Source organism: Nocardia mexicana NBRC 108244 (assembly GCF_001613165.1).
In the GTDB taxonomy this organism is placed as follows: Bacteria; Actinomycetota; Actinomycetes; order Mycobacteriales; family Mycobacteriaceae; genus Nocardia; species Nocardia mexicana.
The window spans coordinates 40,568-61,792 of the sequence record NZ_BDBV01000018.1; the positions used below are offsets into that span (position 1 = coordinate 40,568).

21 protein-coding genes are annotated in these 21,225 nt (G+C 68.9%); 6 read left to right on the plus strand and 15 right to left on the minus strand.

The genetic code is table 11. The features are described from left to right. Positions 1–130 precede the first annotated feature (130 nt). Positions 131–835 (plus strand): hypothetical protein, encoded by a 705-nt coding sequence (locus NM1_RS06070; protein WP_147288945.1) that lies wholly within the window; start codon positions 131–133, stop codon positions 833–835. A gap of 79 nt (positions 836–914) precedes the next feature. Here NM1_RS06070 and NM1_RS43305 read toward each other — a convergent pair whose 3' ends face one another. The 5 genes from NM1_RS43305 to NM1_RS06090 all read right to left on the minus strand — a co-directional run bounded on the left by NM1_RS43305 (position 915) and on the right by NM1_RS06090 (position 4,160). After that, a complete protein-coding gene (locus tag NM1_RS43305) occupies positions 915–1,238 on the minus strand; it encodes a hypothetical protein (protein ID WP_068014803.1) in 324 nt (107 codons plus the stop codon). A gap of 27 nt (positions 1,239–1,265) precedes the next feature. Next, a complete protein-coding gene (locus tag NM1_RS06080; protein WP_147288946.1) occupies positions 1,266–2,888 on the minus strand; it encodes a hypothetical protein in 1,623 nt (540 codons plus the stop codon). Positions 2,889–2,936: 48 nt separating this feature from the next. After that, complete coding sequence (locus tag NM1_RS41955) at positions 2,937–3,272, minus strand: hypothetical protein (protein ID WP_147288947.1); 336 nt, start codon at positions 3,270–3,272, stop codon at positions 2,937–2,939. A gap of 206 nt (positions 3,273–3,478) precedes the next feature. Continuing rightward, the gene (locus tag NM1_RS06085) at positions 3,479–3,787 is read right to left on the minus strand and encodes a DUF6802 family protein (protein ID WP_068014806.1); all 309 of its coding nucleotides are present in this window, start codon (positions 3,785–3,787) and stop codon (positions 3,479–3,481) included. Between the two features lie 181 nt (positions 3,788–3,968). After that, positions 3,969–4,160 carry a PspC domain-containing protein gene (locus NM1_RS06090; RefSeq protein ID WP_068014807.1) on the minus strand — a complete coding sequence of 64 codons (192 nt, stop codon included), beginning with the start codon at positions 4,158–4,160 and terminating at the stop codon, positions 3,969–3,971. A gap of 142 nt (positions 4,161–4,302) precedes the next feature. Between NM1_RS06090 and NM1_RS06095 the strand changes: the two genes are divergently transcribed. Next, a complete protein-coding gene (locus NM1_RS06095) occupies positions 4,303–5,964 on the plus strand; it encodes an ABC-F family ATP-binding cassette domain-containing protein (protein ID WP_068014809.1) in 1,662 nt (553 codons plus the stop codon). A gap of 159 nt (positions 5,965–6,123) precedes the next feature. Next, a complete protein-coding gene (locus NM1_RS40840) occupies positions 6,124–6,558 on the plus strand; it encodes a hypothetical protein (RefSeq protein ID WP_084519213.1) in 435 nt (144 codons plus the stop codon). Here NM1_RS40840 and NM1_RS44425 read toward each other — a convergent pair. The 10 genes from NM1_RS44425 to NM1_RS06140 all read right to left on the minus strand — a co-directional run bounded on the left by NM1_RS44425 (position 6,466) and on the right by NM1_RS06140 (position 17,680). Further along, entirely contained in the window at positions 6,466–7,194 is a 729-nt protein-coding gene (locus NM1_RS44425) for a class I SAM-dependent methyltransferase (RefSeq protein WP_068014811.1), read from the minus strand. The genes NM1_RS40840 and NM1_RS44425 overlap by 93 nt on opposite strands. A 134-nt stretch (positions 7,195–7,328) precedes the next feature. Further along, on the minus strand, positions 7,329–8,297 hold the full coding sequence (locus NM1_RS06105; protein WP_068014813.1) for a DUF8176 domain-containing protein: 969 nt from the start codon (positions 8,295–8,297) through the stop codon (positions 7,329–7,331). Then, positions 8,284–9,600, minus strand: a complete 1,317-nt coding sequence (locus NM1_RS06110) for a hypothetical protein (RefSeq protein ID WP_068014814.1) — start codon at positions 9,598–9,600, stop codon at positions 8,284–8,286. Before NM1_RS06110 ends, NM1_RS06105 begins: the two co-directional genes overlap by 14 nt. Beyond that, positions 9,597–9,920 (minus strand): hypothetical protein, encoded by a 324-nt coding sequence (locus NM1_RS06115; RefSeq protein WP_068014816.1) that lies wholly within the window; start codon positions 9,918–9,920, stop codon positions 9,597–9,599. The genes NM1_RS06110 and NM1_RS06115 overlap by 4 nt, the downstream gene beginning before the upstream one ends. Before the next feature lie 268 nt (positions 9,921–10,188). Further along, complete coding sequence (gene glmM / locus NM1_RS06120; protein WP_068014818.1) at positions 10,189–11,556, minus strand: phosphoglucosamine mutase; 1,368 nt, start codon at positions 11,554–11,556, stop codon at positions 10,189–10,191. A 187-nt stretch (positions 11,557–11,743) separates the two neighbouring features. Further along, positions 11,744–12,247, minus strand: coding sequence for a 30S ribosomal protein S9 (gene rpsI, locus NM1_RS06125; protein ID WP_084519203.1), 504 nt, complete (start codon positions 12,245–12,247; stop codon positions 11,744–11,746). Beyond that, positions 12,244–12,687: a 50S ribosomal protein L13 gene (gene rplM, locus NM1_RS06130; RefSeq protein WP_068014820.1), complete on the minus strand. Its 444-nt coding sequence runs from the start codon at positions 12,685–12,687 to the stop codon at positions 12,244–12,246. The genes rpsI and rplM overlap by 4 nt, the downstream gene beginning before the upstream one ends. Positions 12,688–12,868: 181 nt before the next feature. Continuing rightward, positions 12,869–13,816, minus strand: coding sequence for a hypothetical protein (locus NM1_RS42955; RefSeq protein WP_169814202.1), 948 nt, complete (start codon positions 13,814–13,816; stop codon positions 12,869–12,871). Continuing rightward, the gene (locus tag NM1_RS06135) at positions 13,813–14,985 is read right to left on the minus strand and encodes a hypothetical protein (protein WP_255286164.1); all 1,173 of its coding nucleotides are present in this window, start codon (positions 14,983–14,985) and stop codon (positions 13,813–13,815) included. The genes NM1_RS42955 and NM1_RS06135 overlap by 4 nt, the downstream gene beginning before the upstream one ends. Positions 14,986–15,064: 79 nt before the next feature. Further along, complete coding sequence (locus NM1_RS06140; protein ID WP_068014821.1) at positions 15,065–17,680, minus strand: FHA domain-containing protein; 2,616 nt, start codon at positions 17,678–17,680, stop codon at positions 15,065–15,067. A gap of 112 nt (positions 17,681–17,792) precedes the next feature. Here NM1_RS06140 and NM1_RS06145 point away from each other — a divergent pair, with 112 nt between their 5' ends. The 3 genes from NM1_RS06145 to NM1_RS06155 all read left to right on the plus strand — a co-directional run bounded on the left by NM1_RS06145 (position 17,793) and on the right by NM1_RS06155 (position 21,191). Then, the gene (locus tag NM1_RS06145) at positions 17,793–19,241 is read left to right on the plus strand and encodes a neutral zinc metallopeptidase (RefSeq protein ID WP_068014934.1); all 1,449 of its coding nucleotides are present in this window, start codon (positions 17,793–17,795) and stop codon (positions 19,239–19,241) included. Positions 19,242–19,425: 184 nt separating this feature from the next. Next, positions 19,426–19,713, plus strand: a complete 288-nt coding sequence (locus tag NM1_RS06150) for a DUF3311 domain-containing protein (RefSeq protein WP_068014824.1) — start codon at positions 19,426–19,428, stop codon at positions 19,711–19,713. Beyond that, positions 19,710–21,191, plus strand: a complete 1,482-nt coding sequence (locus tag NM1_RS06155) for a sodium:solute symporter family protein (protein ID WP_068014825.1) — start codon at positions 19,710–19,712, stop codon at positions 21,189–21,191. The genes NM1_RS06150 and NM1_RS06155 overlap by 4 nt, the downstream gene beginning before the upstream one ends. Positions 21,192–21,225 lie beyond the last annotated feature (34 nt).

Here is a 21,225-nt window from a genome sequence, read left to right on the forward strand (position 1 = left end):
TACCACCGTTCAATGGCCCCAGGGCTCCTTCGACTACACCGGCCCGGCACCGATTCCGCCGCGCGCGACCTATGACGGGTGGACTCGGCAGCCGCTGTTCTACTTTCCTGTCGTGCTACGCGGGGAGCTGGTGGGTTATCTCTGGGCGTCGGTGACTCACAACTCCGCCAGTTTTATTCGTAAGCTTCGGATGGACGGGGGCGATCCATTTTCCGATCCCTCGCTGTGGGCCACCGATGTGTGGGCGGATCGGCTGGCTGCCGCCTATTCGCAGGGTGTTGCCGCGCAGGATGCGGTCCGCGCGTGGGTGGGCGCACCCGAAGATCCTCAGGGCGGCGGGATCCCGGCTGGCGTCGCGGAGCATCGCACCGAAAGCCTCACCGCGCTTTATGAATTCGCGAATCCCGGTGGCCCGCCGCCGCCCGATCCGCTTGTCCAGGACGGGATGTACCCGGACGGCACGCCCGTCGACCGCTCGCAGGGCTGGGGACCGGTGGTGAGTGCTCCGGTGCGCCGGTATCCGACCGTTACCGACGCCGCTGTCCGATTCGCTCCGGTCTCGAAGGACGGCCGGGTCATCGGCTACCTCTGGGCCTCGCTCGCCGACGACGCCGCCGACTACCTGCCCCGAACCGGGGACCGCGACGGCGAAATCGCCGCCGGAACATGGCAACTCCGCCTCAGCCGCGCATATCGGGAGGGGCAGAGCCCCACACAGGCGCTACAACAGTGTCGGCAGCAGCCCGATGACCACCTGGGCGGAGTTATCGGCCTCGACGTCCCGGAGGGGCAGTTCGCCGGCCTGTCGGAGCTGGAAAACCTTGCGCAGCAGTAGATTCTGACCAGATAACCGCCGTCTGCGCGGAGTCCGCCACGGAATACCTACGCGGACGGCGGTCGATCAGCAGTAGGGCTCACTCCAGCCAGCTTTTGCGGCGGTAGTAGGCGTCGTCCTCGTCTTCGTCGTCGACGGGGACGAAGTTCTGGTTGGCCCTGCGGGCCGCGGCGGCGCGAGCGATCGCCTCGCGCTGCTCGCGGGCCTCGGCCTCCTGACGCTCCCGCTCCTCGGCCTCGGCCCGAGCTTCCTCCTCGGCCACAGCTTCCTGCGCCCAACGTTCCTGAAGCTGGCGCGAAGTCTCGGCGGTCCGACGATTGACCTCTTCGATTTCATCCAGCAGGAGCCCCGTTCGGCGACGGCTCTCCGCGGCGATGCGCTCGATCTCGGCTACGTAGTCCATGGGCCGTTCACCTCGTCATTTCAGTGCTCACAGGGGACCGGCCTCGGCCAGTTCGGCACCGCTGCCGAACGGGTCCTCGGGTGGCGCCTGATGCGGCGGAGGCGCTGCCGCATCGGGCGACTGCCGACCGCCACCCTCGTCGTCGCCGCGACGTCCGGGTGGCGGCCCCGGCGGGATATTGCCCGACGGGCCTTGCGACTCGCCGCCGTCGGGTCGGCCATCGGGCGCCGCTGCGGGAGCGTTCGGTCTCGGGTCGGCCGATTCCGAACCGCCCGGGCCGGAGGCATCTTCACCCTGCGGGTCCGAAGCGCCGTCACCCGGCTCGCCCGCACCGGGTTTCGGGGCGCCCTCGACATCTTCGCCCTCGCCGGGATTCGAGCCCTCTTCGCCGGGTCGGCCCTCACCGGGCTTCCCCTCCCCTGTCTCGATAACCGGGTTGCCATGCTCGTCCAGCTTGACGCTGAAGCTCTTTTCTTCGCCGCCTTCCGACATCATCAGCTTCAACTCGCCGTTGGCGCCCATCTCGAACTTCAGATGCTTGCCGGCGATATCGAATTCGGCCGCCTTGCTCCCGTCCGCGCCGCCCGTAGGATTCAGCGCCCCCTGGACGGCCTGCGTGATGCTGTCGACGCCTTGTTGGATCGTCGGTCCCAGTGCGGAAATCCCCTGCTGGATGGTCTGCGCGGCGGTACTCGCCAGCGGGCTGAGAGTGCTCGCCAGCGAAGCCAGACCGGTGAGCCCGGTGTCCGTCGTGCTCGCCGCCGTGGTTTGAGTCGGCGTCTCGGTATTCGTTGTGCTCGGACCCGGAGGTCCGGGTGGCCCAGGGGGGCCGGGTGGGCCCGGCTGTGAGGTGTCCTGGGTCTCGGGCTTCATGTACGGGTCATCGTTGACCTTCTGTAGCGCATCGTCGGCTTTTTTGAAGAAGTTCTCGACATCGAAATGACAGGCGTCACAGACCCTGTTGAATATATCTACTTTGGCCTTGACGTCGTCGTAGAACGGCCCCCGGACCCATTCCCAGCATTTCTTGGCCATGTCACTGTCCGACACCCCCGGAAATATCTTCCTCAGATGATCGATTCTTTGATCACCGTCGAACGGATTTTTACCGGATCCCGAAATAGTGCGCGCCTTGGCAACCTGAACAATATCGTAGACCTCGCTCGGATTCTTGCCGTCGACGAGCCCCCTCGACGAGTCCCAGATATCCTTGACCACAATTGCCTTTCCTGCAATCGCAGTCTTGATCCCGGGGATAGCAGACTCGATAGTGGCGAGGGCGGCCTTGGAGGTGGTCCGGTCCTCGTTCGCACGAGTTACGAGGTCTCGCATCATGTCCGTAGCAGCAGTCGCCGCAGCTCCCTGCCAGATGGATGGAAGGGCTTGGACCTGGCCGTTCTGCACTTCCCATTCGGTGTCCGCCGTCGACAACGCGCGTTTGAGACCGTCCGCGACATTGCTCAGCGCGGTGAGATCCATACCGCGCTGCATATCGTACTTGGCACACATATCGAGATAAGAGGGTCCAGTCGTTTTGACGGCATCCAAGCAGAGCTCGAGGTATCGATCGAAGTACTGAAGCCCAGGGGTGCCATGATCCAAGAGCGCCTTTACATCACCCGAGTTCGCGAGGTCATCGATTGGACTCATGAAAGGCTATTCCTGTCGACTGCTTCGAATTTCCTGATCCACGACTATTTATTTCGCAGAGCCCGTACTCGCCACCTTTTGAGCGCTCGCGGCGTCGGTCGTGCCTATAATAACGACACTCTGCCCCATTGCGTCGGCAAGAGCATTGGAAGCGTCTTGCCATTGTAGTAGCCAGGATTCGATCCGTACCAGACCCTCGTTGATCTTCTTACCGTGATTGCCGTACTGCATTCCCGCTTGAGCAGCGCCGAAGGTATGAGCTTGAATCCCTTTGGCCTGATTTCCTATCGAGCCAGCAGACTGCTTCAGCTTTCCGGCCAGGGCCGACAGTGCCCCGGAATCCACAACAACGCTGCCCGATGCTTGCCGTGCCGACTCCGTCACGATCCCCTCCTCGTCTGCGCCTGGTCGCCCGGCCCGACCGAACTCCGTCCCGCCATACTCCCTTGGACGCGCCGGAACTGGCTCGGGTTCCCCGATCGGGCGAAAACCTTGTACCGGGAAACTACTCGGTACGCGCAGAGGACGGCAACCGAACGCCGCGGCGTGGCTACGACAGCGGCGACGACCGCACTAGGACCGCCCTCCCCTTACTTCCCCAGTTCCCCCTGGTCCGTCCGGACCCACTCGCTTGTCCCGTCGGGATGCTGGTGGAACTCCCAGGCCGAGTATTCGCCGTCCTTGTCGAGGATGGTGACGTGGTCGGCGGTGCCGTCGTGGTCCATGTCGGTCCACAGGTCGGTGCCGCCGGGGCCCGCTACCGATTCGGTGTCGGGGATGCCGTCGGCGTCGATGTCCTGGGTGGGGTGGTGGAGTTCGACGGCGCCGAGGCCGCCTAGGTCGGAGTGCGCATCGACGTCCGGCAGGTTCAGACCCGGCAGATCGTCCGATGTCATCATGTGCGTCTCCTCGAGGGACGTGCGGCGAATGTCGCTCCATCCTGACATCCGCCGGGCCCCTCGCGCACCCTCCTGTGGACAACCGCGGAGACGCGAACCGAATCCTCGCCGTTGCCTGTGGATAACTACGCGCCGACCCCGGTCGGCGCGATTCCACGGCCGAGGCGGGAGGAGTGCTGCCTCAGCGCTTCGGGATGACCAACCACAGGATCAGGTAAAGGATGAACTGCGGCCCGGGGAGCAGGCACGACAGCACGAACAGCAGGCGCACGACGGTGGCGTTCCAGCCGAAGTATTCGGCGATACCGCCGCAGACGCCGGCGATCCACTTGTTGTTGCGTGAGCGGGTGAAGCGGCGGGCGGGGGCGGTCATGGTGTTCTCCTTCTCTCGTTCGCTACGCCTCCACTCTGCGCCGCCCCCGGGCGTCGCGGCATCGGGCTGGGGACCGATCGGCACCCTGATTTCTCCGGGGCCGGACTCAGGGTCGGACCCGGAGCACGGCAGACTTGGTGCGATGAGCGCCACCCTGCACGCCCGCGGCCTCTCCGCCGGGCACGGCGAGCGCACGCTGTTCACCGACCTCGACCTGGTCCTCGCCCCCGGCGACGTGATCGGTCTCGTGGGCGTGAACGGCGCGGGCAAGTCGACGCTGCTGCGGATGCTGGCCGATCGCCGCGCACCGACCGGAGAGATCACGTTCAGCCCGCCCGATGCGACCGTCGGATACCTCGCGCAGGAGCCCGAGCGAATTCCCGACGAGACCGTGCTGCAGTTCCTGGCTCGGCGCACGGGAGTGGCCGCGGCGCAGGCGATCATGGATTCCGCCGCGGAACGCCTCGCGGAATCCGTTGGGGCCACCGACGATTACACTCCTGCCCTGGAGCGCTGGCTGGCACTCGGTGGCGCGGACCTGGATTCGCGGGCCGCCGAGGTGGCGGCAGACCTGGACCTGCTCGACGGCCTCCCGATGGGCCTGGAGACCCCGATGACGGCCCTGTCGGGCGGGCAGGCCGCCCGGGCGGGGCTGGCGTCGGTGCTGTTGTCGCGCTTCGACATTCTGCTGCTGGACGAGCCCACCAACGACCTGGACCTGGACGGCCTGGCGCGGCTGGAGCGGTTCGTCACCGGGGTCCGGGTGCCGCTGATGGTGATCAGCCACGACCGGGAGTTCCTGGCGCGCACCGTGAATCGGATCGTCGAACTGGATCTGGCGCAGCAGCAGGTAGGCGTCTACGACGGCGGCTACGAGGCATTCCTCACCGAACGCGAGACGGCCCGCCGTCATGCCCGGGAGGCCTACGACGAATACGCCGACGCCAAGTCCGCCCTGGAGGCCCGCGCACTCACGCAGCGCAATTGGATGGAGCACGGCGTGCGCACCGCCCGCCGGCAGGCGCGTGATCCGCGAAAGCTGGACTCGGACAAGATCGGACGCAAGATGCGCGTCGAATCCACCGAGAAACAGGCGTCGAAGATCCGCCAGACGCAGCGCCGCATCGAACGTCTCGACGCGGTGGAGGAGCCGCGCAAGGAGTGGGAGCTGCGGATGTCTATCGCCGCGGCGCCGCGCAGCGGATCGGTGGTCGCCACCGTGTCCGACGCCACCGTCACCCGGGGCGAGTTCACATTGGGACCGGTGACGGCACAGGTGGATTGGGGCGATCGTATCGTTCTGACCGGCGCCAACGGCTCCGGCAAATCGACGCTGCTGGCGCTGCTGCTGGGAAAGATGCAGCCCGACAGCGGATCTGCCTCGCTGGGCTCCGGCGTGGCCATCGGCGAGGTGGATCAGGCACGCGGGCTGTTCCGCGGAAATGCCACGCTCGCCGATACTTTCAGCGCCGAGGTGCCCGACTGGAACCAGGCCGATATGCGCACGTTGCTGGCCAAGTTCGGCCTGCGCGGCCCACATGTGTTGCGCGCCAACGACACCCTGTCCCCCGGTGAGCGCACCCGCGCCGCGCTCGCGCTGCTGCAGGCGCGCGGGGTGAACCTGCTCGTCCTCGACGAACCCACCAACCACCTCGACCTGCCCGCCATCGAGCAGCTCGAGCAGGCCGTCGAATCCTTCGCGGGCACACTGCTGCTGGTCACCCACGACCGCCGCATGCTCGAGAGTGTCCGCGCGACCAGGCGCTGGCAGATGGACTCCGGCATCCTCACAGAGGATCGCTGAGCGAGGCGGGCCATCGTCGTGAACGGCGGCGGCCGATGCGCGACGCCGATCCGACCGCGGCCCGGTCGACGAGCCCGGCCACCTCGCCGCCTGTCGTTGGTGCAACCATGCGTCACATAGAGTGACTCGCAGCGAGCGGTGGCGGACGAGAGGATCGCGATGGAACAGCTGGAACTGGGCATCGACACCCGGATCACACTGCTGATCACCGGCCTGCTGTTCCTCTGGGCGTTGCTGCTGGGCGCCTGGAAGTACCACGGGATCCGCACCTCGGAGGAGGGCGCGGCGCACGTGTACGTCGATATCGCCCACCGGTCCGCGCTGATGTACAGCTTCGCCGGTGTCCTGCTGGCGGTGTTCGTGGCGCTCAGCGATTGGCCGTCCGCCGTGAATCTAGTTGCGGCACTGGTGGTTCTGGGTTTCTTCGCCGGAGCGATCGCCACCTACTGCTGGCACGGCTGGCGGCGTGACACCACCAATCAGTTCCGCGGCGAACTCGACTCACCGGTCCGGCTGGCGATGTACGCGCTCATCGCCGGAGAGTTCGGCGGTTTCCTTGTTCCCTTCACCGGTTTCGTACACGCTCAGTTCTGACGGCCCGTCCATCGGCTTGTGCCACACCAGGAAATACCGCCAGTAGACCAGCCGCCGCACCTGCGCCCCGGGCAGCAGCGCCGCGGCCGCATCCCGGGCCTCGCGGGTGGTCAGCGGCGGATCCAGCACCATCGGCATCGCCGGGTCGTCACCGGCGGCGAACCAGCTACCCCGACCCAGCGTGCGCAGCACGAAGAACAGGCCCGCGAGGATCCGCTGGCCGAGCATGGCCACCAGCTCGAAGGGCCACTCGCGCAGATCCTTCCGAGGCAGCACGACCGCCGCCAAGACCCCGCCGGGCCGCAGCGCGCGAGCCAGGGTGGGCAGGGTTTCCTCCAGCGGGACGTGGTGCAGCGCGGTGACCGAGACGATCGCGTCGTATCCGTCGTCCGGCAACTCCCAGTCCCGCACGTCGCCGAGGATGCAGCTGACATTTCCGGGAACCGAGCGCAGCGCCCCGTCGATCATGTCCGGCGATCGATCGATCGCATCCACGTGCTCGGCATGCCGGGCCAGTTCCGCGGCGAACGCCCCGGAGCCGCAGCCGACGTCGAGCACCCGTCGGCAATGCTCCGGCAGCTGACGCAGGAGCAGCCGGTGATAGAACTCGTTATGACTCCAGGCGAACGCGCTCATCGGCGACACCCGAAGATCGCGGCCGTACCCATGTCGAACGCCTGCTCGAAGAAGTCACCTGTGTTCGCCGCATCGGAGGGGAACTCCACGAAGTCGATCTCGTACATCGGCGCCCACACTACCGCCGGCTCGGCTCATCCCCCGTGGATAGCCGTGATCAAGGTGCGGTTGGAAATGGTGCGGGTGGTGACGATCTGGGTGAACGACTTCGGAGGCTCGTCGGGCAGCTGCTGGGTCAGCTTGACCTCCCACTGCCCCTCCCCGCCCGAACGGGTGATGTGCACGCAGTAGCGCGTGCCGACCGGCACCTGGTTGATGCCGCGCTGAATCTGTTCCGCCGCCGGAACATCGGCGGTGTCGGCGACCACGGCACGGGCCGCGAACCCGGAGCGCTGCACGTAATAGGCGCGCTCGAAGGCCAGGATGGCGTCGGGGCCGTTGCCGGTACCGCCGGGATCGGTGCCCGAGATGATATCGGCGGTGCGGCGCTGCTCGCACCCGTCGGTCGCGAAGGTCGCCGGCTGGGTGGTGCTCGCCGGCGGCGCGGTGGTGCGGGCCGGAACCCCTTGCACCGGTGTCGGTTTCGCGGTGGCGGCCGGAGTGCGGTCGCGCGTGGTGTGGATGACGGTCAGCACGATCGAGACGATCACGACACCCAGGCCGAGCATGATCAGCACCGCGACCAGCTTGTCGGCGCGGCGGTTGTCCGGCCGACGCCGCCGCGGATGCCGCAGCCGCATACCGGGATTGCCGCCCGACCGGTCGATCAATTCCGGAATCAGGCCGGACTTGTCTCGCTCGGCGGTATCGCCCTCGTCGATGCCCGGCCCGATCCGGTCCGGTGGGATCGGCTCGGCGGCCGGTTCCCGTTGCGGCGCAACGGTCGGATCCAGCCACTGCTCCCAATCACCCGATTGGTAGGACGGCCCGTCCGGCGGCGGTAGGGCATCGACATCGATCTCGGGCGGGCGTCGGCGCCGGGCACCGCGGCGACCCGGACGCCGCCGCTTCTGTTTGCGCGCCGGCATGCGCACCATCGGCAGGCCCAGGTCGAACGGATTGCCCTGATCCCGGTTCGGATCCCCCGAATCAGATCGTGTCATCGCCGAAATCGCCGATGACGGCCGCCGGGACCGTCTCCTCGACGCGGGCCGGCACCGTCACACCCAGCTGGCCCTCGCCCCGCGGCTTGTGCTCCTGATCGTTCGACGGCGGCGGTGGCATGGCCAGGCCACCGGCCGTACCGGGCGGAACATGGTCGGGCGCCGCGGGTTTCGGTGCGGGCGCGGGGTCGGCCGGGGCCGGGGTGTCCGGCAGGATGGAGGACGGGGGCGGTGCGGCGGGGGCCGGTTTGGCATCCGCCTTCTCCGCCCCGCCGGGCGCGCCCGGTGCATTCGCCGCGGGGGGAATGACGACCCCCGGCGCGGTACCCGACGGTGTCGACTGCCCGGTCTGCCCGGTGCCGCCGAAGTCGAACAGCTTGTTCGACCCGCTGCCGCCGCTCGAGGTGCCGTCACTCGCGCCGGGATTGATCGCCTCGGTGATCGCCTTGTCGGCCGAGGCCGCCACCGTATCGATGGTGTGCGTGCCGACCTCGGCGATCTTGTCGATCAGGTGCGTTCCGATATCGACACCCGCGGTAATCGCCGTGGTGCCGACCTCCACACCCGCGGAGATGAGCTGCTGCTGCAACTGCATCTGGGCGACCAGCGCCGGATCCATCGGCTGCCCCGGTACCTGACCGGGCACCGTCGGGGCCTGCCCCGGCGCCGTCGACCAGGACTGGCCCTGCGTTCCGCCCCAGCCCTGATTGACCCCGGACGGCGTGGTGACGGTGAGCGGCTCCATCCGGTCCAGCCGCCGGGTGTGGTCGTCCATTTCGCCCCGCGCGGTATTGACCGTGCCGAGCGCATCTCGCAGCGCCCGGCTGGCTCGCGCGATCACCGCGTCGGTATCCGGCGACGAGGAGGCGTTGTCCAGGATGATCCGCGCATCGCGGCGGAAATCCTCGATGATCTTGTCTACCTTGGTGGCCGCGCGCGAGCTGGTGGACTGCGCGTCGGCCAGCACCGACAGATAGGCCGGGCCGCGGTCGGAGATGTCACCGATCTCGGTCTGCGTGGTGCGCAGCGAGGGAACGGCGGCATCGGAACCCTTGCCCGTCCAGGTGGATTCGATGGCGTGCAGGCCGTCGCGGTGGGGGGCCTCGGTTTCCGCGGCGCGGGCGGACGCCGACGACAGGGCGGCGGAAATCGCCTCGTCGGGGATGCCGACGCCGGTGCCGAGCGACGCACGCAACGCCAGCAGGGGCTCCACCAGCCGCGCCACGATCGGCGGATCACCCGTGGGATCGGACGCCGCGGCCGGGGTGGTCGGCTCGGACGGCCGATTCTTCAGGCGCCTCATGGTAGGGACTCCCCTGCCTGCTTCATGGCGGCGGCCGCATCGGTCTCGTTGCTCGCCACCGAGGCGTCGAATCCGCGCAGCACCTGCCCGTAGGCCGAGACCAGTTGGCCCGCCGTGGACAGCGCCTGTGCGTGTTCGGTCACCGCCGCGGTGAACCGCGCCGCGAAATCAGCACCGAGCAAGCCCAGATCGGCCGCCAGCCGCTCCGGGTCGACCGCACCTTCAGCAACAGTTGCCGCCGAGGCCAGCTGTTGCGAGACAGTATCCGCGATGGTGGTGTAGGCGGCCATTGCCGCCGGATCGAGCTTCAGCGTGTTCACTGTTCCCCCTCACGGAAACCCAAGCCTTCGCTGTCGCATCATGATTCGGGTCCACCATACGTCGTGGTCCCGAACCTTGCGTCCCGATCCCACGGATGGTCACCGGACGTCCAGTCGAGACTAGCGCTTCTTACCAGCTCATGCATTGTTTCGAGCCGCCGCTCGTGGGAACGGGTCCGACCGGGGTTCACAACGACCTTGGTACGCGCGTACCGCACGGGTGGCGGCATTCGACGCCGATCTCGCGCAACGCCGTTCGATACCGGGCTCAGACGGCGGCGACCCGCTTGGCCAGATCGTCGGCGAGCTGGTGCGCACGATCGGGATCGGTGGCCTCGACCATGACGCGGACCAGCTGCTCGGTCCCGCTGGGACGCAGCAGGACTCGGCCGGTCTCGCCCAGGACGCGCTCGGCCTCGCTGACCGCGTCGCGGATCTCGGGGGCCACGGCGACCGCGGACTTGTCCGAGACCGGCACGTTGATCAGCACCTGCGGCACGGTCTGCACCACGCTCGCGAGATCGGCGAGGCTGCGGCCGGTCCGGACCATGCGCGCCATCAGCTTGAGGCCGGTCAGCACCCCGTCGCCGGTGGTACCGAACTTCGGGAACACCACATGCCCGGACTGTTCGCCACCGAGGGTGTAGCCGCCGCGGCGCAGCTCCTCCAGCACGTACCGGTCGCCGACGGCGGTGGTGCGCATCGTGATTCCCGCCGCCCGCAGCGCCAGGTGCAGGCCCAGGTTGCTCATCACGGTCGCGACCAGGGTGTCGTGGGCGAGTTCGCCGGCCTCGTGCATGTCCAGCGCGAGGATGGCCATGATCGCGTCGCCGTCGACGACAGTGCCCGCGGCGTCCACCGCCAGGCAGCGGTCGGCGTCGCCGTCGTGCGCCAGCCCCAGATCGGCGCCGTGCTCGCGGACCGCGTGCTGCACCTGGTCCAAATGCGTGGAGCCGCACCGCTCGTTGATGTTCAGACCGTTGGGTTCGGCATTGATCGCGATGACCCGCGCCCCCGCCTCGCGATAGGCGGCCGGGCCCACGTCCGAGGCCGCGCCGTGCGCGCAATCCACCACGACGGTCAGGCCGTTCAGGTCGCGCCCGGTCGCCTCCACCAGATGTTCGACGTAGCGTTCGTGCGTGCCCGCCAGGCTGTAGTGGTCGTCGACATGACCGTCGAGGCCGGATACGCTCAGCACCCGCCCGATGGCGGCGCCGGTCGGCCGCGCGAAGGTCTTCTCCCGCACCAGATCCTCGATGCGGTCCTCGACCGCGTCGTCGAGCTTGTGCCCGCCCGCGGCGAAGATCTTGATTCCGTTGTCGGGCATCGGGTTGTGCGAGGCGGAGATCATCACGCCCAGGCAGGCGTCGTAGGCCGCCGTCAGATAGGCGACCGCAGGCGTCGGCAGCACGCCGACCGAGAGCACGTCCACCCCGGCGGCGGTCAGTCCGGCCGTCACCGCGGCCTCCAGCATCTCGCCGCTGGCGCGCGGGTCGCGGCCCACCACCGCCACCGCGCGCTTCTTGCCGCGGCCGAGCACCTGTGCCGCCGCCGCCGAAACATGCAGCGCCAGTTCCGGACTCAGCGAGTCGTTGGCGAGCCCCCGAACTCCGTCGGTGCCGAACAAACGTCCCATTCCCTCGCTCCTGAGCAGTGTGTGGATGCGGCTCGGATCCGCGACGCCCAAGGATCCTATTGCGCCCGCGGCAATCTCCATCGTCACGCAGGCCGGGCGGCTGCGTGCGCGATTGCGTGCCGCGGTGAATACAGCACGAGAGCAGGCGCCCGGACAGGGGCGCCTGCTCTCGTGTACAGCTGCAAGATCAGCGCTTGGAGTACTGCGGAGCCTTGCGGGCCTTCTTGAGGCCGTACTTCTTGCGCTCGGTGGCGCGGGGGTCACGGGTCAGGAAGCCGGCCCGCTTCAGGGCGGGGCGGTCGTCCGGGGTGACCTCGATCAGCGCGCGGGCGATCGCCAGCCGCAGGGCGCCGGCCTGACCGGACGGGCCGCCGCCGACCAGGCGGGCGTACACGTCGAAGGTCTCGGTGCGCTCGACGGTGACCAGCGGGGACTTCACCAACTGCTGGTGCACCTTGTTCGGGAAGTAGTCCTCGATGGTGCGGCCGTTCAGCACGAAGTTGCCGGTACCGGGCACCAGGCGGACGCGAACCACGGCCTCCTTGCGACGGCCGACGGTCTGCACCGGGCGGTCGATCAGAGCCGGGGCGGCGGGAGCCTCGAAGGTCTCCTCGTAGCCGGCACCGTCCTCGACGATCTCGGCGGGAGCTTCCTCGACGTACTCTTCGTTGAATTCCTCAGGAGCGGTCACTGGGCCACCTGCTTGATCTCGAACGGAACGGGCTGCTGGGCCGCGTGCGGATGCGACGGGCCGGCGTAGACCTTCAGCTTGCGGGCGACCTGGTTGCCCAGCTTGTTCTTCGGGATCATGCCCTTGATGGCACGCTCCACGACACGCTCGGGGCGGGTCTCCATCACCTGACGGACAGACCGGGTCTTCAGACCGCCCGGGAAGCCGGAGTGGGTGTGGATGAACTTGCGGTCGGCCTTGTTGCCGGCGATCGCAATCTTGTCGGCGTTGATGATGATGACGAAGTCGCCACCATCGACGTTCGGCGCGTAGGTCGGCTTGTTCTTGCCACGCAGCAGATTCGCTGCCTGCACGGCAAGGCGGCCGAGCACTACGTCAGTGGCGTCGATGACGTACCACTTACGGGTCACGTCACCCGCCTTCGGGCTGTACGTAGGCACAGTGCTTCCCTGTCTGTCGTCGGTGTTCTGCCGGCCAGGCGAACGGTCGGGTGATCCCGGCGGCCAGTGGAGACCCGGGGCCCGTGGGACGACACGAGTCACCTCGCGACGTACCGCACGCCAACGCGCAACGATACCAGCACGCTCTCCACCTCTTTTCCCGGCATGCTTTTGGCCGGGATCAGATGTGCATCGGCGGCCCGTGGTCGATGACTCCGCGCGGGGTGGGGACCGAATATTGCAGGTTGTTGATGCCGAGCTGCGGACAGTCGGCCCCGTCGGACGTGGCACCGACGCCCGGGGAACCCGGTCCGGTCACGCTCGGGGTCAGCGCGCAGAGCGGAGCCGAATGCGGGACGCCCGCGACTTGCTCGATCGAGGGCCAGGCGCCGAAGTCTGTCGTCGCGAAGGCCCCGACCGAGCGGACGTCGAAGTCGCCGACCGCGCCGGGGACGGCCGTGTGCGGGGCGCCCCTATCGGCGCCCGGCGCCGTGAAGCCGATGTCGCGCGCGTCGGCCCACGCGCCCGGCACGTGCGCGGCCAACCCGATGCCATCGGGCGCCTGTCCTTCGGCGGAGGTGACGACCTCGTCGGCGGGATGCGCCACGTGGTCGGCGCCGCCGTCCGGCGACAGCGCCATCGCGGCCAAGGCCACGGCGCCCACGATGGTCGGCGCCCCGAACAGGTTGTCCTTGACCCTGTGCCACATCTTGCCGTGATCGTCGCCCTCCCCGTGAGCGTGCTCGGGGCGTTCGTATTCGGAGGTCGGGCCGGGGGAACCACCGCGATTACCGGTAGCCACGTCCGGCAGCCCATCCGGTCCGCGGGTGACCCGCGTGGTCGGCTCCTCGTCGACCTCGCGCGCGGCGTGCCGCCCCACTCGCGGCGGCGAATCCGTATGCCGCGGAGCCATATACGGCTGCTGCGGCATCGGCTCCGGCTGGCGGCGCAGCGGCTGCGCACCGAGCCCGGCGTGCTGCGACGCCGGGTCGACCGGCCGACCGCCGTGCCGCACCGTATCGCCCGCGACCGCCTGCGGTGTCCGCAGGCTGTGCCGCCCGCCCTCGGAGTCCCGCGTGGCGGGCGAGGACGTCATCCGGCGCCCCGAACCCGGATGTTCGCTGGTCATTCCCTGTCCCCCGGCGGATGTGCCGGGCGCCGAGCTCGTCTGACGAGCCGGGCCCGGCCCGGGATTCCCCGGATCGGCCCCGCGTCCCCCACCGGACAGGCCGGGCGCCGGGTGACCGGAACCGGGCGCACGGCCCTCCCGGCCGACCGCGCGTCCCGGCTCCTCGGCGGAGCCGTGCGCGCCACCCGAACCGGGTGGCTGTCGCTGTGTGGAATACGACGGGCCCTCGCCCGGCGGAGGATTCGGATGGCGGCTTGCGGCCTGGCGCGCGTCGGGGCCGGGCGCCGGTCTGGGCGGCTCCGGATCCGGATAGGCCTCCTCCTCGGCGTACTCGCTGTCGGTGACCAGCAGGTGTGCCGCACCGAGCGCGAGAGCGCGTGCATCGGATGGTCCGCCACGCGTAGTCGATGGCCGAGGTGGTTCTGGAACGCCAGCCGCAGCGCGTCGTTGAAGCACACGTTGCCGGTGAGCAGCACGGTGGAGGTGTCGGCGCTGATCGAGCGGGCCGCGGCCATCACCTCGATCACCACATTGTCGGCCGAATGGGCATCGCGAATGGCATCGGGCGAGATGGGCACGCCGACCGATTCGGTGGGCTGCTCGTCGTCCCCGTGCACGGCGACCACCAGGCACACCCGGCCGTCGGAGTAGACGCCGGTGGCACCCGAACCGGCGAAACCCGGCTCCGGCGGGCGCACCAGGCCGAGCGCGCGCACGTATCCGGACAGTGCCACCGACTCCGGTAGCGGTTCGGTTGCCACATCCAGCAATTCGACGAGCCGGCAGTATTCGTCGATCTTCTCGTCCGGCCAGTCGTCCGGGAAGGGCAGCGCGACGACCTCGGGCTTGCCGCGCAGGTACTTACCCGTCGCGGCGAGCGGGTTGTACATCCGGGCCCGGAACACCAGCTCCACCGGCCAGGTCGCGCCCGCGATCCGGATCTGCCGGTGGCCCAGCACGTCGCGCACGTCGGAGATGGCAATGCCCAGGTCGGGGCGCTGCCGCTCGCCGCCCGCCGTGTGCAGACGACCGGACGCGTCCGCCAGCAGGTACGCCGGCGGCGTGTATGTGCCTTCCACCTGGACCGGGCGGATCGGTGTGCCACCGCCGCCTGCGGCCACGGACACCACATCCCAGCCGAGATGTATTGCCCCAACTCGAGCCGTCACACGCATAAGTGTGCCTGCTGTGACGACGACACGCGCGGGGCAGGTCCAAATCCCCACTCTGACCTGCGATTTTGCCCGATCATGCGGTTGTCTTCTTCAAACGCAGCCGCCACCAGGTCAGGACCGACAGCACCGTCGTGATCACCAGCAGCATGGCGATGTCCAACAGCCAGAAGCCGGGCTTGTGCTGCCACAGCGCATCGGGCTGGGCGTTGGCGAACAGATAGCGCAGGTCCACCGTCGCGGCGCCGGAGGCGAAGCCCCAGCGCGACGGGAAGAGATAGGACAGCTGCTCCAGCACGATGCGGTCGGTCACCGGGATCATGCCGCCCGCCATCACCAGCTGGCACATGATCATCACGACCAGCAGGGGCATCACCTGCTCGTTGGACTTGGCGATCGTCGACAGCAGCAGGCCGATGACGACACAGGCCACCGCCGTGAACGCCAGATCGAAGTACAGCTCGACACTGCCCGACGGGATCAGGGCCCCCTTGCCCGGCGGATTCTTGCCCGCCAGCACGATCGCGACCAGGACAGCGGACTGCAGCAGCGCCGCGATGCCGAAGATGGCGACCTTCGCCAGCAGATACGCCGAGGGCAGCAGCCCCACCGCCCGCTCGCGGAAGAAGATCGGGCGCTCGCCGACGAGATCGCGCACGGTCAGCGTCGACCCCATGAAGCAGGCGCCGAGGATGAGCACCACCAGCAACTGCTGGGTCTCCCCGCCGCCGTCGAGCACGAAGGTGCCGTCCGGCAGCGGCACCGGCACGCCGGGGGCGAAGCCGTTCTCACCCGGCACCACCAGCGACAGGATGCCGAGCACGAACGGCAGCACCACCAGGAAGGCCAGATAACCGCGGTCGGCGAGGATCAGCCGCACCTGTCTCCTCGACAGGGTCGAGAACTGTTTCCAGCCACTGGACTTCGGCGGCCGCCCGACGGCCCCGTTCGGCGCGACCGGCGGCGGGGGCGGCGCCACGGCGGCCTGGCGGGACCGGTAGTTGGCGAAGGCGCCGTCCGGATCGGCCGCCACCCGGGCGAAGATGTCCGCCCAATCGCTGGTGCCCAGGAAGTCGCCGACGGTGGCGGGATGTCCGCAGAACGCGGTCTTGCCGCCGGGCGCCAGCAGCAGCACCTGATCGCACATGTCCAGGCAGGCCACCGAGTGGGTGACGACGATGACCGTGCGCCCCGCGTCGGCCAGCTCCCGCAGCATGGTCATCACCTGGCGGTCCAGCGCCGGGTCCAGGCCCGAGGTGGGCTCGTCGAGCAGCAGCAGCGCCGGGCCGGTCAGCAGTTCCAGGGCCACCGAGGCGCGTTTGCGCTGGCCGCCGGACAGCCGATCGACGCGGGTATCGGCGTGTTCGGTGAGCGAAAGTTCCTTCAGCACACCGTCGATCACCTGCTGGCGGTCGGCCTTGCTGGAGTCGGGCGGCAGCCGCAGTTCGGCGGCGAAGCCGAGCGCCTGGCGGACGGTGAGCTGGCGGTGCAGCACGTCGTCCTGCGGGACCATGCCGATCCGGCTGCGCATCGCCTCGTACTCGGCGTGCAGGTTGCGGCCCTCGAAGGTGACCACACCCGCGGACGGATGCGTCGTTCCCGCAACGAGTTTCGACAGCGTGGACTTGCCCGCGCCGGAGGGCCCGATGAGCGCGGTCAGGGTGCCGCGACCGGCCTGCATGTTCACATCGATCAGCAGCTGCTTGTTGCCCTCGACGACGAATCCGACGCCGTGCACGTGCAGCCCCTGTTCGGCGACCGGCTTCCGGCGGTGCTTCAGCGTGCCTTCCTGCACGACGAAGTCGACATTGCCGATGGTGACGATGTCGCGCTCGCGCAACACCACCCGCTGCTCGCGGCGGCCGTTGACGAAGGTGCCGTTGGCCGAGCCCAGGTCCTCGAGGAGCAGGCCCTCGCCGCCCTTGGCCAGCCGGGCGTGCCGGCGCGAGGCCAGCGGATCGTTGACCACGATCTGGTTGTCGCTGGTGCGGCCGATGGTCAGGCCGCCCGCCGGGATCCGGTCTGCGCGCGCGACCGGCGCGGTGGAGGCGCGGGCGCGCATCGGCGGCAGCGCGGAGCTGTCGGCCTTGGTGGTCATGTTGACGTTCGGCGCGGCCGGAACCGGTTGCTGCGGTTGCGGATCCGGACGGCGCGGCGGCGCACCGGCGCGGCCCTGGGAAGGAGCGGGCGGATGCTGGGGCGGCGTGCCGGGGCGGTGCGGCGGGATGTTCGGGCGCTGCGGCGGAGTCTGCGGTCGCTGCGCCGGGGAATGCTGCGCCGGTGGCTGTTGCCGCGGGGGCGACGCCGGGCGGTAACCGTCGGCCGGTGGCTGCCCGCGGGACGGCCCCGGACGCTGCTGCGGCGGCGGTGCCGGGCGCGCGGATTCGGGAACCAGATGGAGTAGCGGCCCACTGATCGCGTCCCCCAACCGGACCAGTGTCGGCCGCTCGATCGGCACCGGCCGCGACAGCCGCTGCGCGTCCACGAACACGCCGTTGGTACTTCCGTTGTCGCTGAGTAACCAGGCATTACCCTGCCAGACAAGTGTCGCGTGCACACGGGAAACCAGCGGACTGTCGACGAACAGCGTCACCTCCGGCGCACGGCCCATGGTGATCTGCTGCTGGGAGTCGAAGACACGATCGGTTCCCTCATGGCGCACGGTGATCTTCTGCGCCCCCGGTGATGACATGTGCCGGATACTATTCGATGGTCCGGACATCGGTGGGGCTCGAAGCTGCCCTCTATTACCCTGTACCGGCGACCGAGACCGATATGTGACCGGCCCCGGGGAGGGAGTGGATGTGGCGAGACGCCAGGTGATCACGGCGCTGGCCGTCTGGGCACTGGTAGCCACGCTGCTCGCCGGTTGCGCCATGACCACCGACGGCCGGGCGGTATCGATCTACGACGATCCCTTCAAGGTGGCCGGACTTCCCACCACCGATGGGCCGAGCGGCCCGCGCCAGGGCGTCCCCGACACCCCGATGAGCGCCGTCGGCGGCGACAACGGCGAGATCGACAAGCTGGCGCTGAACGCCCTCGACGATATCCAAAACTATTGGCAGGGCGAGTATCACAACGAATTCGAGGGTCAGTTCGCGCCGGTCACCAAGTTCCACTCCTGGAGCGCCAAAGCGCCGAAGACCCAAGAGGGCGAGTTCTGCAAGGAGACCACCTACCGCCTGGTGAACGCCGCCTACTGCCGCCTGGACAACTCGGTCGGCTGGGATCGCGGCGTACTGCTGCCGATGATGCAGGACAGCTTCGGGAAGATGGCGGTGGTGATGGTGCTGGCCCACGAGTACGGGCACGCCGTCCAGACCATGGCGCGCATGGTGGGCCCGAAGGATCCGGTCCTGGTCAAGGAGCAGCAGGCCGACTGTTTCGCGGGGGCGTTCATGCGGCACGTGGCCGAGGACAAGGCGCCGCACTTCACCATCAACACCTCCGAGGGCCTCAACAACGTGCTCGCCGCGACGGTGGCGATCCGCGACGCCAATCCGGAGGATCCCGAGGCCGTGCACGGTTCGGCGTTCGAGCGCGTGACCGCCGTGCAGATCGGCTTCACCGACGGGCCCAAGGGCTGCAAGTCGATCGATATGAAGGACGTCAACCAGCGCCGCAAGAATCTGCCGCAGTCCTACAGCCAGTACGACGACAATCAGGGCGAACTGCAGATCACCAAGGACAGCCTCACCGAGCTGAGCAAGGCGATGTCGTCGATCATGCCGGTCCCGCACGCCCCGGCCTACGACTATCACGGGGCCCAGCTGAACTGCCGCAACGGCGCCGACACCGTGCCGGTCACCTACTGTCCGGCGACCAACACCATCGGCACCGACGTGCCCGCCCTCGCCGAGCGCGGCGTCGCGAACACCGAAGAGCAGGACGGCTTTCCGACCCGCGTCGGCGGTGACTACAACGCCTACGTGGTGTTCGTGTCGCGCTATGCGCTCGCGGTGCAGAACAACGCCCGCCAGGCCCTCACCGGCGCCAAGACCGGCCTCCGGGCCGCCTGCCTGTCCGGGGTGATCACCGCGCGGCTCGCCGACGAGAACCGCTCGCCCACCCAGGGCGATATCGCCCTGTCCCCCGGCGATCTCGACAAGGCGGTCTCGGGCCTGCTCACCGACGGCCTGGCCGCCAGCGACGTCGAGGGCAATACGGTCCCCAGCGGCTTCTCCCGCGTGGACGCCTTCCGGGCGGGCGTCCTCGGCAACCAGCAAACCTGCGAATCCCGCTACTCCTGACCGGCCACCGGACTTCTCGCACCCTCGGCATGACCACGCACCCCGTGCAGGGAGTGCGGGAACACGCGCGGGGTGCGGGAGACGGGGGTGCTCACTCGGCGCGCCGGAGGCGGGTGCGTGGCGAGGACATGGCGTGTGGGCGAGAGTGTAGGAGTTGATCTTCGGACTCGTGGGAGGCGGAACCATGGGTGAGCCCACGCAGGATGTACCCGAGCAATCGATTCCCGTGCGGCGGCGCGGGCCCGTGCTGTGGCTGCTGGTACTGCCGGGGCTGCTCTACTGTCTGGCGCCGTTCGTGGCCGACCGGATCGAGCCGCGAATCTTCGGGATTCCGTTCCTGATCTGCTATCTGCTGGCGGTGACGGTCCTGACCGGGCCGATCGTGGCGCTGGTGGCCCGCTTCGACCCCGCATACCGCAGCGGCGCCGCGGAATTCGTTCCGGCCGACGAGAACCCGGCGGAGCCGTCGTGACCTCGGCCGCGGCGGTGGCGGTCGCGCTGTTCGCCGTCGCGATGGCCGCGACGGTCGCGATCGGGGTGCTGTCCGGCCGGGGCCGGGAACGCTCGATGGCGGAGTGGTCGGTATCCGGGCGCGGGCTGGGCACGGTGTTCGTGCTGCTGCTCATGGCGGGCGAGTCGTATACGAGCTTCTCGTTCCTCGGCGCCGCCGGATGGTCGTACAAATACGGCGTCCCCATCTTCTATCTGATCGCGTACCTGAGCACCGGACTCGTCGTCGCCTACTTCGTCGCCCCGCTGATCTGGACCTATTGCGCCCGGCACCATCTGGTGTCGATCGCCGACATCGCCGAGCACCGCTTCTCCTCGCGCCGCCTCGGCATCGTCGTCGCCGTCGTCTGCACCGTATTCCTGATTCCCTACGTGCAGCTGCAGATCCAGGGCATGGGCGTGGTCGTCAACGCCATGTCCTACGGCGCGATCGATCTGAAGGTGGCCGCCGTGGTGTCGTTCGTCGTGGCCGAGGCGTTCATCCTCGCGTCGGGCCTGCGCGGCTCGGCCTGGGTGAGCGTGCTGAAGGACGGGCTCGCGGTGCTGGCGGTGCTGTTCCTGGCGATCTACGTGCCCTGGCACTACTTCGACGGTCCCGGCGAACTGCTGGATCGTCTCGTCGCGGAGAAGCCGCAGTGGCTGACCTTCCCGGGCGCGGGCGGGGGCACGTTCGGTGCGGCCTGGTTCGTCTCGACGATCCTGCTGAACGTGGCGACCATCTGCATCTTCCCGACCACCGTCGCCGGATACCTGTCGGCCGCCGGACCCACCCCGCTGCGCCGCAATTCGATGCTGCTGCCCTGGTATCAGCTGCTGCTGTGCATCCCGATGTTCATCGGCGCCGCCGCGCTGTTCGTGGTGCCCGCGCTGTCGAATCCGGATCTGGCCCTGTTCGAGCTGGTCACCGACTCGCTGCCGCCCGCGGTGGTGGCGGTGATCGGAATCGCGGGGGCGCTGTCGGCGATCGTGCCGATGAGCGTGTTCCTGGTGTCGATCGGAACGCTGTGGGGCCGCACCATTCTCGGCGGTGGCCTGCACGGGACGCGGCGGGCCGACGGCATCACCGATCGCGGGCAGCGCGGCCGGTCGCAGCTGGTCTGCTTCGTCGTGGGCGCGCTGGCGCTGGCGGGAGCGCTGATCTACCCGAGTGCGCTGGTCGATCTGTCGGTGCTGTCCTACGAGGGCATCGCGCAACTGCTGCCCGCCGTGCTGGTCGGGCTGTACTGGCGGCGACTGACGGCGGGCGGCGTCACGGCCGGGCTGCTGGTGGGCACCGCGATCGTGCTGATCCTGCACGCCCTGGGCCGCGACCCGCTGTTCGGGGTGAACGGCGGGCTCATCGCGCTGGTCGCCAATCTGGCCGTTGCCGTGGTCGTTTCGCTGGTCACCGGGACCGCTGACCGGGTACCGCCAGTCGGAGCACTCTCCGCCTCGCAGTGAGGCGAGCGGACGCGACGCTCGGCTGCAGCGCACG